The 16,942-nt window shown below is 37.4% G+C and carries 18 protein-coding genes and 1 pseudogene; 2 read left to right on the forward strand and 17 right to left on the reverse strand.

The genetic code is table 11. The features are described from left to right. Positions 1-43: 43 nt before the first annotated feature. Positions 44-796: a TIGR01457 family HAD-type hydrolase gene (locus A2J09_RS14235; protein ID WP_012292345.1), complete on the reverse strand. Its 753-nt coding sequence runs from the start codon at positions 794-796 to the stop codon at positions 44-46. After that, complete coding sequence (locus tag A2J09_RS14240) at positions 793-1,245, reverse strand: DUF86 domain-containing protein (RefSeq protein WP_031418562.1); 453 nt, start codon at positions 1,243-1,245, stop codon at positions 793-795. Before A2J09_RS14240 ends, A2J09_RS14235 begins: the two co-directional genes overlap by 4 nt. A gap of 88 nt (positions 1,246-1,333) precedes the next feature. On the opposite strand from A2J09_RS14240, the gene A2J09_RS14245 reads away from it, so the two are divergent. Further along, the gene (locus A2J09_RS14245) at positions 1,334-1,600 is read left to right on the forward strand and encodes a DUF3055 domain-containing protein (protein WP_008178058.1); all 267 of its coding nucleotides are present in this window, start codon (positions 1,334-1,336) and stop codon (positions 1,598-1,600) included. Positions 1,601-1,728: 128 nt separating this feature from the next. Here the strand turns inward: A2J09_RS14245 and A2J09_RS14250 are convergent, their stop codons facing one another. After that, positions 1,729-1,911, reverse strand: coding sequence for a hypothetical protein (locus tag A2J09_RS14250; protein WP_031418564.1), 183 nt, complete (start codon positions 1,909-1,911; stop codon positions 1,729-1,731). A 62-nt stretch (positions 1,912-1,973) separates the two neighbouring features. Further along, positions 1,974-2,501 carry a D-glycero-alpha-D-manno-heptose-1,7-bisphosphate 7-phosphatase gene (locus tag A2J09_RS14255; protein WP_012292342.1) on the reverse strand — a complete coding sequence of 176 codons (528 nt, stop codon included), beginning with the start codon at positions 2,499-2,501 and terminating at the stop codon, positions 1,974-1,976. Positions 2,502-2,757: 256 nt separating this feature from the next. Between A2J09_RS14255 and A2J09_RS23115 the strand changes: the two are divergent. Next, a pseudogene (locus A2J09_RS23115) lies at positions 2,758-3,335 on the forward strand (transposase); the annotation flags it as partial. A 161-nt stretch (positions 3,336-3,496) separates the two neighbouring features. On the opposite strand, the gene A2J09_RS14270 reads toward A2J09_RS23115, so the two are convergent. The 13 genes from A2J09_RS14270 to sufC all read right to left on the reverse strand — a co-directional run bounded on the left by A2J09_RS14270 (position 3,497) and on the right by sufC (position 16,490). Beyond that, entirely contained in the window at positions 3,497-3,847 is a 351-nt protein-coding gene (locus A2J09_RS14270; RefSeq protein ID WP_031417695.1) for a YutD family protein, read from the reverse strand. Positions 3,848-3,879: 32 nt separating this feature from the next. Further along, entirely contained in the window at positions 3,880-4,797 is a 918-nt protein-coding gene (lipA, locus tag A2J09_RS14275; protein WP_031417697.1) for a lipoyl synthase, read from the reverse strand. A 106-nt stretch (positions 4,798-4,903) separates the two neighbouring features. After that, positions 4,904-5,701, reverse strand: a complete 798-nt coding sequence (gene yunB / locus A2J09_RS14280; RefSeq protein ID WP_012292339.1) for a sporulation protein YunB — start codon at positions 5,699-5,701, stop codon at positions 4,904-4,906. A gap of 23 nt (positions 5,702-5,724) precedes the next feature. After that, positions 5,725-6,834 (reverse strand): HD-GYP domain-containing protein, encoded by a 1,110-nt coding sequence (locus A2J09_RS14285; RefSeq protein ID WP_012292338.1) that lies wholly within the window; start codon positions 6,832-6,834, stop codon positions 5,725-5,727. Between the two features lie 36 nt (positions 6,835-6,870). Next, the gene (locus tag A2J09_RS14290; RefSeq protein WP_031417701.1) at positions 6,871-8,235 is read right to left on the reverse strand and encodes a bifunctional metallophosphatase/5'-nucleotidase; all 1,365 of its coding nucleotides are present in this window, start codon (positions 8,233-8,235) and stop codon (positions 6,871-6,873) included. Positions 8,236-8,270: 35 nt separating this feature from the next. Further along, a complete protein-coding gene (locus tag A2J09_RS14295; protein ID WP_012292336.1) occupies positions 8,271-9,095 on the reverse strand; it encodes a sulfite exporter TauE/SafE family protein in 825 nt (274 codons plus the stop codon). Then, positions 9,095-9,952 carry a DUF72 domain-containing protein gene (locus tag A2J09_RS14300; protein WP_012292335.1) on the reverse strand — a complete coding sequence of 286 codons (858 nt, stop codon included), beginning with the start codon at positions 9,950-9,952 and terminating at the stop codon, positions 9,095-9,097. The genes A2J09_RS14295 and A2J09_RS14300 overlap by 1 nt, the downstream gene beginning before the upstream one ends. Positions 9,953-10,086: 134 nt before the next feature. Next, on the reverse strand, positions 10,087-11,055 hold the full coding sequence (locus tag A2J09_RS14305; protein WP_012292334.1) for an ABC transporter substrate-binding protein: 969 nt from the start codon (positions 11,053-11,055) through the stop codon (positions 10,087-10,089). A 189-nt stretch (positions 11,056-11,244) separates the two neighbouring features. Next, complete coding sequence (gene sufB / locus A2J09_RS14310) at positions 11,245-12,642, reverse strand: Fe-S cluster assembly protein SufB (protein ID WP_031417705.1); 1,398 nt, start codon at positions 12,640-12,642, stop codon at positions 11,245-11,247. Between the two features lie 98 nt (positions 12,643-12,740). After that, positions 12,741-13,166, reverse strand: a complete 426-nt coding sequence (gene sufU, locus A2J09_RS14315; protein ID WP_012292332.1) for a Fe-S cluster assembly sulfur transfer protein SufU — start codon at positions 13,164-13,166, stop codon at positions 12,741-12,743. Beyond that, the gene (locus A2J09_RS14320; RefSeq protein WP_012292331.1) at positions 13,156-14,385 is read right to left on the reverse strand and encodes a cysteine desulfurase; all 1,230 of its coding nucleotides are present in this window, start codon (positions 14,383-14,385) and stop codon (positions 13,156-13,158) included. Before A2J09_RS14320 ends, sufU begins: the two co-directional genes overlap by 11 nt. Beyond that, positions 14,385-15,692 carry a Fe-S cluster assembly protein SufD gene (sufD, locus tag A2J09_RS14325; protein WP_012292330.1) on the reverse strand — a complete coding sequence of 436 codons (1,308 nt, stop codon included), beginning with the start codon at positions 15,690-15,692 and terminating at the stop codon, positions 14,385-14,387. Before sufD ends, A2J09_RS14320 begins: the two co-directional genes overlap by 1 nt. Before the next feature lie 18 nt (positions 15,693-15,710). Next, positions 15,711-16,490, reverse strand: coding sequence for a Fe-S cluster assembly ATPase SufC (gene sufC, locus A2J09_RS14330; RefSeq protein WP_016994918.1), 780 nt, complete (start codon positions 16,488-16,490; stop codon positions 15,711-15,713). Positions 16,491-16,942: the final 452 nt, after the last annotated feature.

Consider the following 16,942-nt stretch of genomic DNA (forward strand, 5'->3'; position numbering starts at 1 on the left):
AAAAATGGATGTTATGCTAATAAATCTGCATAACATCCTTTATTTATTGTAACGCATCCACTACATATGTAGGTTGAAGTACTTTCTCTTGTACAACCTTTGTGGGCGTAACGCCTGTATTCACATGGATTGTATCACAGCCAAAATTAATACCGCACATAATGTCCGTATCATAATTATCACCAATCATAACCATGTCTTCTTTAGAAAAATTGTGTTCTGTCGCAATCACTTCTAGGATAGCAGGTGATGGCTTTCCTATATAAATAGGATCAACGCCCGCAACCTCTCCTACTAAACGAGCAAAAGAACCATTCCCTGGTAAGAAGCCATATTCTGTTGGGAACTTAATATCCTGATTAGTGGCAATAAAAATTGCTCCTTTTTGGACAAAAATTGCCGCTCTAGCAAGTGCCATATAATCAAGCGTTCGATCAATCCCCATGACAAATACATCCGCCTCGTCTTCAACAGGCACAATATTTTCACTAAGTAATGCCTGACGAATACCATCTGAACCCATCATAGCTACTTTTTTTCCTGCATAATGGAGTGCTACATACTTCGCTGTGACGGACGCACTTGAATAAATATGCTCTAATGGTGCACGAATCCCTATAGACAGTAAAGCATCTTGCAGTTGTTCTCGCGTTTTAGAAGAGTTATTCGTGACATAAAAAGGCTCAATTCCTGCTTGCTGTAAGCGATGAATAAATGCAATCGCAGAAGGAATTCCTTCCTTTCCACGGTAAACAGTGCCGTCTAAATCAAAGCAATAGGCCTTATACGCTCTCATTGATGATCCTCTGGTAAAAATGCAGAAACTGGGCCTAGCTCATTTGTTAAATAATGATGGACTGCAGGTGAAAATTGCTTTAATGCCGATAAATTGGCTGTAAGTACGTGTATAACTTCATCAATATCTACTTCTATAAACTCACGTACAAGCATTTTACGCAAGCCAACAACTGCTTTATATGGTGCCTCCATTTCAGCAACTACGACTTTTTCATCGATTAATATATCAATAATATCCTCGTAGCTTCCTGGATCGCGCATTATGAAACCGTCAATCATTAAATTTCCTACGTCCATCATTGACTCCATAATGTTGTGTCCAATTCGCTCGATAGCTAATTTCTTTATATCATTTTGAGACCAGTTATTCTCTGTCTCCAAAATGGCTAATAGCCCATCTAAGTACTGTAAATTTTTTGTGATTTTATTACGATCTACAAAATACACAAGGAAAGCCCCCATTCAAATCTTTAAAAGTTGATAGTCTTTTCTCTTCTATAGTACCATAACTATAGGACTGGAAGGAGATTAAAAGATGGAACGTTTTTTTTTATATGATGATGTAGAAGATACAAAAACACGCTTTGTTAGCTTTGCAGGAAAAAAACTACGCTATGATTTAGCGATATTACAATCTGGCCGCTTCTTTGGGAAAGTACTTGTCATGGATATTCAATTTGGTCGCTTTGCTATTATTGGCCCTGATGATGTAGAAGAGCCTGGCTATTTAGAACATGTTTACAATCGGACAGAAGACGAAACCGAAGAACTTCGAGAATATTTACGTGAACTATTGAATTAACACCCTTTTTACAGGGTGTTTTTTGTATGACATCATTACATTGCACTAGATATTTTTCTGAGGATTATTAAATCAAGATAAAAAAATTCCGCTCACCAGTCGGCTTTTGCGAAATCTTTTAAGGTCGATTATTTATTGAGCGTGGATGGATTATCCTTATTATGTGGCTTGTCTTTATTTTCATTGTCATTTTGCTTTTTCGCTTCATTATTTTGACCAATAACGCCTAAATCATCTACACTAATATCAAAACCATATCCGTATTCTTCACGATCTAGGTGCTTTTTATTGCGCTTATCCTTCGTCAACATCATCACCTCCACTCATAAATTATCCCTTTTCCAAAGTTTTATACTTCTTGTACCTTCATTGCTTAAGCTGTTGCATCTTTTATGATCCATCGCGCAGCTCTCATCAAATCAGGAAAAATTGCATCTGCTAATGGGTCATCCTCGCCTAAAAATACGCCCTTTGTACCCGCTTGTTTTCCCGCTATAATATCTGTATCCGTATCGCCAACCATATAGGATTTCGATAAATCAATGTTATATTTCTTTCCTAAATCAATAATGAGCTTACTATTAGGTTTTCTACAGGCACAGCCCGACTTAGGCTTATGGGGACAATAAACAACTTCATGAATAATGGCGCCTTTTTTCTTTAGCTCCTTCACCATATGTTCATGTATTTTTTGCAAACCACTCTCGCTCATAAAACCTAAACCCACGCCACCCTGATTTGTCACAACAAAAATATAGTCAAAATGTTTATTTAATTTTCGAATAGCTTCTGGAACTTGGGGTAAAAAGTATAAATCCCTAGGTTTATTAACAAATTTCACACGTTTTGTTAATACTTCATTGATCACACCATCACGGTCTAAAAAGACGGCTCTTTTCATTTGTATCTCACCTTTAATCAGCTGTTTTGAGCTTTATTATTCCCCAATTATACAAAAGCTAATAAAAACAAAGAAAAAACTTGATGTATCATCACATCAAGTCAGACTGTAGACAAACTCAAAAAATTTGAGAGTTTGCCTACAGTCTTTTTTCTTTTACAATGAAATAAAGTAAAGCCGTTGATTTCCACTACGGGCGGACGCTTTCCGCGGGCGGGGTCGAGCTGCTTCGTTCCCATCAACTGTTGAAAAGTAAATGCTCCATGCAGAACATTTATTTATCGATTCCACACATGTGAAAGCGAGTCTGAATAAACGGAAGTATGATAAAAAGGTTGTGCGAAAAGAAACACGGGCTTATGAAGAAAAACTTCCATTAGAGTTAAATATGGATCGTGAAGAACACGGAAAAAAGCCCTTTCCCCTGGAGAAGTTTGAAAAGGAAGAATGGAAAGAAACAAAGGGCAGATATTGAAGTATGCGACAACGACGAAGGAAGGATATTGCCAATATAAATCGAATCCTTTGATTTGTGCGAGGTGTCCAAGCCTTTCCCAATGTACAGAAAGTAAGCATCATCAAAAACTCATTCAACGTCATATTTGGGCGTCGTATGTGGAAGAAGCTGAACATTTACGCTATTCCTATGACATCAAACAAATTTATGCCAAGCGCAAAGAAACGATTGAGCGTGTCTTTGCGGATGCAAAAGAAAAGCATGGTATGCGATGGACAAACTTAAGAGGTCTAAAAAAATGGTCCATGCAGGCGATGCTTACTTTTGCTGCCATGAATTTAAAGAAACTAGCTACTTGGACGTGGCAGACAGCTTAAGAGAGCCTCTATGCTCGAAGAGTATGTTGGATACAGCAATGATTTACCAGATATTGAAAATGAAAGAGAAAGAAACATGACAAAAGCCATCGAGAATAAACTTCTCGATGACTTTTGTCTACAGTCTAACTTGATGTATGATCACATCAAGTTTCTTCTTTTTATTCTGCTAATGGTTCTTGGTCGGTTGGCTGTGCAGTTACTTCATTCACATCCAGCACCTCTGGCTGTTTCATAACTTTCCCTGTTTTACGTAAGACAAAATAAGCGCAGCCAAAATTACAATATTCATATAAATAATCTTGAAGCGTGCTTATTTTCGTATCAAAAGTTGACTTTTGATTTTTATCATCAAAAAAGCCCTTTAATCGTAATTGATTATAGCCCCAATCACCTACTATATAGTCGTATCTAGCTAATATATCGGAATACCTTTCCTGAAAAACTTCCTCCTGAAAGGCTTCGCGAAAATCTTCTAATAGTTCATATTCTAATCCTTCAACTATGATCAAAGTGACACCACCCTCTTGTTCATCCTTGACGTTTAGAGCTCTGCTTGTAACTGACGTTCTTTTGTTGCAGCATTTACTTGTTCGTCGGCATGATAACTACTACGTACAAGTGGGCCAGCTTCGCAATGTTTAAAGCCTTTTTCCATAGCAATTTTTCGCAGTTTCCCAAACTCTATCGGTGAATAATATTTTTTAACTGGTAAATGCTTTTTCGTAGGCTGTAAATATTGACCAATCGTCATGATATCCACATTATTTGCTCGTAAATCATCCATTACTTCTAAAATTTCTTCATGCGTTTCTCCTAAACCAATCATTAACGATGATTTCGTCGGAATTTCTGGTTGCATTTCTTTAGCTAGACGTAGGAACTCCAAAGAACGCTCGTATTTTGCACGAGCACGGACTCTTGGTGTTAAACGACGTACGGTTTCAATGTTATGGTTTAAAATGTCTGGCTTCGCATCCATTAGCATTTGAAGATTCTCCTTCATACCACCTAAATCAGATGGTAATACTTCAACAGATGTGAAAGGACTTTTGCGGCGAATAGCACGTACTGTTTCTGCTAAAACTTCCGCTCCACCATCTTTTAAATCGTCACGCGCTACCATAGTAATGACAACGTGTTTTAGGTTCATAATAGCTACTGAATCTGCAACGCGTTCTGGCTCTGCCAAGTCTAACTCATTTGGTAAACCTGTTTTTACTGCACAGAATCGACAAGCACGTGTACAAACCGAACCAAGAATCATCATTGTAGCCGTACGTCTTTCTCCCCAGCATTCATGAATATTTGGACAGCGAGCCTCTTCACAAACAGTATGAAGATTTTTCTCACGCATAAGCTTTTTAAGACCTTTATATTCATCATTAGTGTTTAGTTTTATTTTTAGCCAGTCTGGTTTTCTTAAATGTTCTTCTTTACTTGTAGGTTTACAAGATGTCATACGGATATCGCCCCTATCAAAAATATGCATTTTTTATATTAACTATCTTCACTGTTGTCAATGTAACATATTAAATGAACTCCAACAACTATCACAGTAAACATTTCTATTTAAAAGGCACAGGTATTTCAATGGAAGGTTGAGGCGCATCACTGCTATTGGTATAGATGTTCGGTACTGGACCTCTAGTTAATCCCATAGCAACAGGAATATCCTGTGCAACGGTTGAAGATTTACTTGCAAAAGGAACAATAATTTGGACATTTACCTCTAAATGAATGCCCACCTCAACATACGCACTATTAATCCCAAATTCCTGAATAGATGAGGTCACGTTACTATGGACATTTCCTATCACATGGAATCGTATAGGGATTTTTGGTCCTAAATTTCCGAGCAAAGGAATATTCGCTGCTTGCCCGAGTGGTACAAAAAAGACAATACCATCCCCTTCCTGAATTCTATTAATATCATATTCAACATTATCTAATTCAGGTAAATGTGATAGTTCTCCTTGTTCTGCCTGCTCTAAATACATTTTTACAAGCTCTAATGTCTCCGCTCGAACGCGATTAATAATTTCCGTATTAAACTTGGTTGTCATCATATCAGAACTACCTGGAGGAATATCTTCAATGATATCATTTACATCTAATACATTGGAGGTACGTGAGTTAATGGCTTTACTTACTACATATGATGCAATTTTTGTAGTTTGTACTTCTGCATATTGCAAATAGGTGGGCATGAGCCGTTCATTTAAATAATAAATAAATAATATAAGACAAACAACCATACTAACAATTAAAATGGTTAAACGATTAAGACGTATTCCCCTTTTATGATAAGAGCGCAATTTCATCCTTTTTCGAGGGAAAAACAAAAAAATCTCCTCCTGTTCCATAACGTATGAACAGGAGGAGTATTTTATTCTACCTTTGCAGGAACCATGTAATCCGTCTCAACATTTTCAATTAGAATGCTAGGAAAGTCCACTAAATTGATTTCATATGTAGCTGCGAGCAATTGATTTTGCTCCTCAAAAATACGAATCCATGGTAATGCGGCATCCAACGGGTTTTGTCTAGATACTATGCCACGTCGACCATCTGATAATTTTAAGATAACTCCATTTGGATAATGAACGACTGCTCTTTTTAGGGCATTTACAATGCGAGCATCATATAGCGTACCAGAGCCTGCCTCTACAATAGCTAGTCCCTGTGAAGGAAGCATTTTTTCACGATATACTCGATTAGTCGTAACCGCGTCAAAAACATCAGCCACGCCAATAATCTTGGCAAATGGGTGAATTTCAAAATCAACTAGTCCTCGTGGATAGCCACTACCGTCAATACGCTCATGATGTTGAAACGCACAATGGGCCACAAGCAATGAAATAGAATGTAAATTGCGTAATAAATCAAAGCCATAGCGGGCATGCATTTTCATGGCTTCAAATTCTTCATTGGTTAAGCGACCTGGTTTCGTTAGGATATCTTTTGGTACCATTAGTTTACCTACATCATGTAGTAATGCACCTATCCCTACTAACCGTAAATCCTCAGCAGAGTAGCCGAGCTCTTTGGCGATGGCTATCGAGTAAAGTGTCACTTGAAAGGAGTGTTGATATAAATACTCATCAAATAAATAAGCATCTGTTAATATCGTTAAAATTTCATCATTTCCAGTAACAGCAGAAAGTAATTCATCTACAATCGAGACAATTGTCTTTGATTGTTGATCTAATATATAAGAGGCATTTACTGAATTTAAACCATCGATTGATTGAAATGAATCTTTAATTGTTGTAATGACTTTATTTCGCATTGCAGGTGGCACAGTTTCTTCTACTTCAATGCCCTCCGAAATATCATCGTCAATGTATAGGTAATGTGTATTTAACTGTTGAAGTCGCTGAATAATACGGTCATTAATGATAACATCCTTCTTTAAAAGCGGATGCCCCGCCTCATTCCAAATGGTTCTGCCTAATACCATTCCTTCTTTTAATACATCGATTGAAATTAATCGCATGATTTCTTCCCCAATCCATTCTTTAAGCTCACTCTGTTACTTAAAGAAACTTTGACCATAATCTATCATAATGTTTCGTAAAAATTCTGGTAAAATATATTGCTTCTTTGCATATTTGAAACTTGGATAAAAATATCCAAAAGTAAACAAATCTAATGTAACAAGTTTATAGATGTGATTGTCATCTGCCAGATTACCATTAATTAACAACTGACGATTGTCGTTCATGGAAAAACCATATGTCAACATTTTTCCAAAGATCACACCTCTAAAGCCTAATCCTTTTAATTCAATATAAGGCCATTCCTCATTTTTGGATTGCATATAGATTTCCTTCATTTCCATAACAGATAATTCAATTGTACATAAATTAATAGGATGTGGAAAAATTCGATGCAAATCTAATGCTGTCACAGTTCCCTTTGGGAGACCGTCTAAAAAAATACCAGCATTAAACAAGGCACAATCAGCACCACTTTTTTCTAAAATAGCATGTGCAAATAAATCAGATAGCTGTGAGTAGTGGAACCATTCCTTATTATAAGATTTCTTTGTCGTAAATACTGGTGTATCCAATATTCTAATTCCTTCATCCTCTAGGGATTGTACAATTTGCTGTTCGTTTTGGATATTTGGCAAGTCCTTATTATGAATTAAAGCATCCTTTTTTTCAACAATTTTCCTCATTTTTTTATCATATTCGATAACAAGATGTCCTGTGTATTGACCAAATTTTCCTCCACCTGTCAATAAAACACCATTGACGAGTTTCCCTTCTGGCAAGACATGATGTGTATGTGATCCAAATATGACGTCAATTTCTGGACATTCCTCTGCTAATAGCTCGTCTTCAGTTATCCCTAAATGGGATAGGCATAAAACAATATCAACCTCTTTACGTAGTTGATGAGCTAAACGAAGAAGTGTGCTTCGTGCTTCAACCATTTGCCAATTTAACGCCTGATAATACACTTCAAACATAGCCGTTGCTGCAATTATTCCTAGCTTCGTACCCTTTTCCGTTGTAAGCACAACATAGGGCTTCAGCCAGGCTGGATTTCTCCCCTGATACGCATCAATATTACCTACGACAACATCAAAATTCGCATCATCATATAAATGAAAAAGCTCATCATGGGACAATGTAATGCCCTCGTTATTCCCAATTGTCACTACATCGTATGCTGCCTCATTAAGTAATTGTACGTTCCCCTTACCAATCGTCGCTTCAGTATAAATATTAGAGCGATCTAAATGATCCCCCACATCAAACAAATAACTTGTTTCCCCTATTTTCGCTAGACTGCTGCGCTTCTCTTTCACATAGCTTTGCATTCGTGGCCAATACTTAAAATGACTATGCAAATCATTTGTGTGAAAAATATGGATTTTTTCAAGCATTAAAGCCACCTCATTTCATTCGCTAGTATAGCCGATTAAGCCAATATCCCTTCAACGATGGAACGAATTCCTAATAATAATAAAATAATCCGAAGAACCAGTACAAGCGTATCTGATTTAATTTTTTTATTTAAGGCTGCACCTAGCTTCGCTCCAATATATGCTCCTGGTATTACGGGAATTGTATAAAGCCATGGAACATGCCCTAAATATATATGGCTAGCCGTATTTACAACAGACGTTAAAAAAACTAAAAACATCGAAGTTGCTATTGCTACATGTGGTGGAAATAAGAACAAAATAATCATAGCTGGCACAATCATTGAGCCCCCACCTATACCAAACAGACCTGAGGCAAACCCTACCCCAAATGTAAATAAAATGGCAAACCAAATCGGATAGCCATAGACAAAGGTTTTCCCTTGTGCATCAGTAAACTCCTGTTGCAGGCCATTTTTCACAAACCATTCTACCGGCTTCAATTTGTCGCGGACAAGTAAAATAATGGATAAAATAATAAGCAAAATACCAAAGTATAAATTGAAGGATGGTAAATCTAATCCTTTATTAACCCATGCACCCAAAATGGAGCCTGGAATACTGCCGATAAAAAATATATAGCCAGTTTTATAATCCACCGTTTTCGATTTCATATAGCTTAATGTCGAGGCAAGTCCTGTAAAAATCATCATGACAACAGATAAACCAACAACTTTTTGTGGTGTTATATCTGGGATCATACCAAGGTTTAAACCGATATATAAAGTTGCTGGCACTAATACCACGCCACCACCAAGCCCAACTAATGAGCCAAGGAGACCTGAAAATAATGCAATAATTACTAATAAAATAAACGCCATTATAATTCCCCTTCAAACATGTTTAATTGTTTAGGCGCTAACCCAACATCTTTAATATTCAAAACACCCTGTAATTCCTTTGCGTTCTTCGCTGCATGATTACCTGAATTGTTATTAAATAATATAAAAAGTTCCTGCACCTCTGGCTCAAGCTTGAGAATTTGCTGCCCAAGCTGTTGCAATTCTTCTTTATTGTAGTCATATAAAAAGCGCACTTTGCGCCAGTTTTCTGCATTCCCTGTATTACGCCAGCCATGTATATTTCGCCCATGAATACGCACCAGCGCCTTATCGGCAGTTACTACAGGATAGAAGGGTACCGATCCTACGCCAGCCTGCGGCTCATCACAAATCGTATGAATAAATTGATGCTCTCTTAAAAAGTCCATTGTTTGTTGTACTACATTATCTGCATACCATGTTTGATTGCGAAATTCGATAGCCACTTGGAAATCCTTTAATTGTTGACGAATATACAATAAGTATTGAACATTTTTTGACTGACAATCAAACCATGGTGGAAACTGAGCTAAAATCATTCCTAATTTTCCAAAACGTTTAAATTCTTGGGCACATTCAATAAAAGCGTTAAACATATCATTCTTTGATTCAAAGGGAATATCTCCCCGTAAATGTCCAGTCATGCCTTGATAGGCCTTCACTACAAAACGAAAATTCTCCGGTGTATTCTCACACCATTTACGAACATTATCTTTGGATGGTATGGCATAAAAAGAAGTATCTACTTCCACCGCTAAAAAATGACCTGTATAGTCAAATAATTTATCCTTTGAAGAAGTCACTCCACTATAAAGTGAAGGGTGATCGCCCCATCCAGTTAATCCAACTACAATCATGTGACATCCTCCTTTATCTACAACATAATCATAGCATACAGTCTTCTCCTACAATTAAACATCATGTAAAAAAAATATAGCTTTTCACAAGAAAAAGCATGAGTCCTTATAGGATTGAACTCATGCCAAACAAGCTATTTATCAAGATTTTGTTGGATTGCCTCTAAAAAAGTAATACGACTAAACGCTGGGCCACCTTCCATTAGTGGGTCCACAACATTAACAAACACTTGCTCATTTTTAAAGGCATTTATATTTTGGATAATGGGATTCTGTTTAAAATCTTCTAACGCATTTGGAGCATCCGCATTTTCATCCGTTGAAAACTGGACAAATAAAAAATCTGGATTCATATCCGCTAGTTGCTCAACAGAAATCGCTTCTTGAGATGTTGCCTTAGCAATTTCAGCAGGGACTTCTAAACCAAGCTCACCATATAGAACAGGGTTTAAAAATACTTCTTTTGGATAGACATAAGCTTGTCCCCTACGAATTCGAATGGCTGCTACTTTTTTGTCTTCTAGTTTTTTTGTTAAGCTAGACTTTGCCGCTTCAATATCTGCCTTATATGTAGATAATATTTTTTCTGCCTCTGCTTGCTTGCCTGTTAATTCAGCTAATAAGTTTAAATTAGATTCCCAATTCGTAGAGATATGCGAAACTAAAATGGTTGGAGCAATTTTTTCTAATTTACTTTGTACTTCCTCTGGAAATTTCGTTGAGCCTAAAATCACATCTGGATCTAATTCTAATATTTTTTCAAAGTTTGGCTTAATCTTCTCCCCAATCGACTCTGCCTTATCTGTAACAGCAGCGTATAACTCAGGGAATTTACCACCAACCGCAATCGCTCCTACTGGATGGACATCAAGTACCACCATATCTTCCATGGCTTCCATCGCACCCGTCACAACAATTCTTTCGACCTTTTCTGGCACTTCATAGCTTTCTCCTAGATAATCTATTGTTCTTGTCAAATTTTCATTGGTAGTACTATCTTGTGTTTGTGCCACTTCCTCTTTCATCGACTCTGTGGACCTATCTTCCTCTGTTGTTTTCTTCTCTCCGCATGCAGCGAGGCTCAGCATAAATACCGCTATCATACTAATAAATAGAAACTTGTTTCTCACGTATTCATTCTCCCTTCTTTAATTGATATTGATTCTCATTATCATTTTAGTATGTCTCCTTATAAAAATCCACTATTATTTCAATATATTAAGGAAGTTGTTTTCTTTACAAAACAAAAACCCTTGCCACACACATCGTTGTGACAAGGGTTAATTGATAAATTACCCAATAGAACCTTCCATCTCGAATTTGATAAGACGGTTCATTTCTACTGCGTATTCCATTGGTAATTCTTTTGTAAATGGCTCAATGAAGCCCATTACAATCATTTCTGTCGCTTCTTCTTCAGAGATTCCGCGAGACATTAAATAGAATAATTGTTCTTCAGACACTTTTGAAACTTTAGCTTCATGCTCTAAAGAAACATTATCATTAAGGATTTCGTTGTATGGAATTGTATCAGATGTTGATTGGTTATCCATAATCAGCGTATCACATTCAATATTGGCACGAGCACCACTAGCTTTAGGACCGAAACGAACTTGTCCCATATATGTTACCTTACCACCTTGTTTAGCAATCGATTTAGAAACGATTGTAGAAGATGTGTTTGGTGCCATATGAATCATTTTCGCTCCAGCATGTTGATGTTGACCTTTACCTGCTAATGCGATAGATAGCGTCATACCACGAGCGCCTTCACCTTTTAGGATACATGCTGGGTATTTCATTGTTAATTTAGAACCGATGTTACCATCAATCCATTCCATTGTACCGTTTTCTTCAACAACTGTACGTTTCGTTACAAGATTGTATACGTTGTTTGCCCAGTTTTGAATCGTTGTATAACGGCAGTAGGCATCTTTACGAACAACAATTTCTACAACAGCTGAGTGTAAAGAGTTTGTTGTGTAAACAGGGGCTGTACAACCTTCAACATAGTGTACATGTGCGCCTTCATCCACAATAATTAGCGTACGTTCGAATTGACCCATGTTCTCAGAGTTAATGCGGAAGTAAGCTTGTAGAGGTGTTTCAACTTTAACGCCTGGTGGTACATAGATAAATGATCCACCTGACCATACAGCTGAGTTCAATGCCGCAAATTTATTATCTGTGTATGGGATTACTTTACCCCAATATTGTTTGAAAATATCTTCGTTTTCACGTAATGCTGAGTCTGTATCTTTAAACACAATACCAAGATCTTCAAGGTCTTGCTTCATGTTGTGATAAACTACCTCTGACTCATACTGCGCAGATACACCCGCAAGATATTTTTGTTCTGCTTCTGGAATACCTAATTTATCAAAAGTAGCTTTGATTTCATCAGGAACTTCATCCCATGATTTTTGTGTCGCTTCTGATGGTTTCACATAGTACGTAATTTCATCAAAATCTAAATCGCCAAGATCGCCACCCCATTGCGGCATTGGTTTTGTATAAAATGTTTCAAGTGCCTTTAAGCGGTACTCTAGCATCCACTCTGGCTCTTGTTTCATATTTGAAATTTCACGGACGATTTCTTCAGTCAAACCACGTTTTGAACGGAAAATTGATACGTCCTTGTCATGGAAACCGTATTTGTAATCGCCGATATCAGGCATTTTTTTAGCCATCGTTTCTCCTCCGTTCATTGAGCTATATTTTCGAGGTATTCAACCTTTGCCATGAGTGAAAGTATGTCACTTTCACCCAGCTGACAAGGCAGTATGCTTTATTTCACACCTTTTTCCATTGCTTTCCAAGCTAATGTTGCACATTTAATACGTGCAGGGAATTGAGAGACACCTTGCAGTGCTTCAACATCCTCAAGGTCATATTTATCGCTATACTCTTCACCCATCATCATTTTAGAAAAAATATCAGCAAGCTCTAAAGCTTCATCTACCTTTTTCCCTTTGATAAGTTGAGTCATCATGGATGCAGAGGACATAGAAATTGAACAGCCTTCACCTTCAAATTTGGCATCCTCTACAACACCGTCAGTCACTTTTAATGTTAAGTGTATACGGTCTCCACATGTCGGATTGTTCATATCAATCGTTACAGCTTCACCTTCTAAAGAACCCTTATTACGAGGATTTTTATAGTGATCCATAATGACTGAACGATATAGTTGATCTAAATTATTAAAAGACATCGCCAAAATACTCCTTCGCAGAACGTAACCCTGCAACAAGACGGTCAATATCCTCCTCTGTATTGTACAGATAGAAGCTTGCACGCGCTGTCGCTACTTGCTGAAGACATTTCATTAGTGGTTGCGCACAATGATGACCCGCACGAACAGCAATACCATTCATATCAAGCACCGTTGCCACATCATGTGGATGGACATCATCCAAATTAAATGTCACAAGTCCACAACGTTTCATTGGGTCACGTGGGCCGAAAATTTTCAAACCGTCAATTGTTTCAAGCTGATCCATTGCATAGCCAACAAGCTTATGTTCATGTTCTGCAATATTATCTAGCCCAATCTCAGTTAAGAAATCAATAGCAGCTCCTAATCCTATTGCACCTGCAATAATAGGCGTTCCACCTTCAAATTTCCACGGTAATTCCTTCCACGTTGAATCATATAACCCAACAAAATCGATCATTTCGCCACCAAATTCAATTGGCTCCATCTTTTCAAGGTGTTCCTTTTTACCATATAGTACACCTATTCCAGTAGGTCCGCACATTTTATGCCCAGAGAACCCTAAGAAATCTACATCCAATTCTTGCACATCAATTTTCATATGCGGAGCCGCTTGAGCTCCATCAACTACCATAACAGCACCATTAGCATGTGCAATTTGCGCAATTTCTTTAATTGGATTTATAGTTCCAAGCACGTTTGACGCCATTGACACCGAAACGATTTTCGTTTGAGGTGTAATCGTTGCACGTACTTTTTCTAGACTAATCGTTCCATCAGCTTCTAGCTCAATGTACTTCAATGTCGCCTTTTTTTCTTTGGCTAACTGTTGCCAAGGAATAATATTGGAATGATGCTCCATTTGAGTAATGACAATTTCATCACCCTCAGCAACATTTGCACGTCCATAACTGGCTGCTACTGTATTTAAAGAGGTCGTTGTTCCACGAGTAAAAATAATTTCTTGTGTTGATTGAGCATTAATAAACTTACGAACCTTTTCACGTGCACCTTCATATTTATCTGTAGCACGGTTCCCTAGAGTATGCACTCCACGGTGAACATTGGAATTATCAAATTCATAATAGGCTTTAATTGCCTCAATCACTTGAACAGGTTTTTGAGACGTTGCCGCACTATCAAGATAAACAAGTCTATGACCATTTACATCCTGATTTAAAATTGGGAAATAGCTTTTAATGTCTTTATTCATCATTAGCGAACTTTCCTTTCGATAACCTCCGTCAGTTGCTTTTGAACGCCCTCAATTGGTAATTGCGTAACAACTGGCGCAAGGAATCCATGGATAACAAGGCGCTCTGCTTCTGCTTTCGAGATACCACGGCTCATTAAATAGTAAAGCTGTAATGGATCTACTCGACCAACAGATGCTGCGTGTCCTGCTGTTACATCATCTTCATCAATTAATAAAATTGGATTTGCATCCCCACGAGCTTTTTCTGAAAGCATTAATACACGTGATTCTTGCTGTGCATCTGCTTTCGTCGCACCATGTTCGATATAGCCAATACCATTAAAGATAGATTGAGCTGCATCTTTCATAACACCATGCTTTAAGATATGCCCGTTTGAGTTTTTACCCCAGTGACGAACCTCCGTAGTGAAGTTAAGTTTTTGTTCTCCACGACCAACAACTACTGTTTTTGTATCTGCATGTGAACCGTCACCAATTAGATGAGTAATATTTTCTGAGATTGTATCTGAGTCATTCATTAAACCAAGAGCCCAATCTACTTTTGCGTCACGTGCTAAGCGTGCACGACGGTTTACATAAGTCGTAAAGCCTTTTGCAAGTACATCTACTGCTCCATATGTTACTTGCGCATTATCTTGGACAACTACTTCCGCAATAATATTTGCTTGGCCTTTTGCTTGTTCCACCGTTGAAACATATGTTTCCACGTATGTTACAGCAGAATTTGCTTCTGCCACTACTAATACATGGTTGTATAATGATGCTTCAGCATTATCGTTTAAGAAAACAACTTGAAGTGGTTGTTCAATGACTACATTTTTTGGGACGTAAACAAATACGCCACCATTAACTAGTGCTGTATGAAGCGCTGTTAACTTATGTTCATCCACTTTAACAGCTTCAGTCATAAAGTATTTTTGAACAAGCTCACCATGTTCACGAACTGCTGTAAAAATATCCGTAAAAACAACGCCTTTATCAACAAGCTCTTGTGATATTTTAATGTAAGCTGGTGTATTATTGCGCTGAATATAAAGATTCTCTTGCGCTTCAAGGTCAATTAACCCTTTTGCTTCTTCAGGTAAAGCATCCAACGATGGAAATGCCTCACTATGAACTGTAAATGCTGGGAAGTTCATGAAATCCCATTTTGTAATATTAGTTCTATCTGGTTTTGGCAAATCTAAACCAGTTACTTTGTCTAGTGCTGCCGCGCGAAGCTCTGTAAACCAAGTTGGTTCACCATTTGCTTCTGAGAACGAGCGCACGTCCTGTACTGTTACAGGCAAGTTAAGTTCCACTGTCATGCTAGTTCGTCCTCCCTCTTATGCTTCTTGTTCTTCTGTTTCTTCTTCAATACCTAATTCTTTTTTAATCCAGTCATAGCCTTCTGCTTCTAAGCGTTGTGCCAGCTCTGCACCACCTGATTTCACAACACGTCCCTGCATCATTACGTGTACATGGTCTGGTGTAATATAGTTAAGTAGACGTTGATAGTGCGTGATCATTAAGCAGCCAAAGCCTTCACCGCGCATTGCGTTAATTCCTTTAGATACTACTTTAAGTGCATCAATATCAAGTCCAGAGTCAATTTCGTCTAAAATTGCGAACGTCGGTTTAATCATCATTAATTGAAGAATCTCATTACGTTTTTTCTCACCGCCAGAGAAACCTTCATTTAAATAACGCTGAGCCATATCTTCGTTCATTTCTAGGAATTCCATGTTTTTATCTAATTCACGGATAAATTTCATTAATGAAATTTCATCGCCCTCTTCACGGCGAGCATTGATAGCTGAGCGTAAGAAATCAGCATTTGTAACACCCGCAATTTCAGATGGGTATTGCATAGCTAGGAATAAACCAGCTTGAGCACGCTCGTCTACTTCCATCTCAAGTACATCTTCGCCATCTAGTTCAACAGTACCCGAAGTAACCTCATATTTAGGATGACCCATAATAGCAGAAGCTAGTGTTGATTTACCAGTTCCGTTTGGTCCCATGATTGCGTGAATTTCGTTTGTATTAATTGTAAGATTTACGCCTTTTAAAATCTCTTTTCCGTCGATAGCAACGTGAAGATCTTTAATAACTAAAGTTGACATGAAAATACCTCCATAGTGTTCAGTGAATGGGTCAACCATTCCTTAATTATCATCATTCTAATCTTAACTGAAAATCGTTCTCTATGCAAACCATTTCAATTACTTTCCTTCTCCTCAAATAAAATCTTGAAAAATAAAGGCTTTGTAAGCATTTTCAGATTATTACTATCTGGAATAGATATTGAGAATAGACTTTCTTCATTTTCAATGAAATATCTCTAATTGAGAATTGATTTCATCTAGCTACATAGTGTAAACCTCGTGAAAAGGGCTAATTGTAGAGGTTTTGTGACAAATTTGCAGTAACAACCATAACTATACTATAACCTATTTCATTAAAATGGAATCAATTAAAAATAAGATATTTTCATGGCAGTCTCTTTTACACACTAAAAAATTCTATTGTGCAAGATTACTGAATACTTAAACTTTTTTGTATTTACAGTCACTTT

The sequence above is a fragment of the Lysinibacillus sphaericus genome (assembly GCF_001629735.1).
Classification (GTDB): domain Bacteria; phylum Bacillota; class Bacilli; order Bacillales_A; family Planococcaceae; genus Lysinibacillus; species Lysinibacillus pinottii.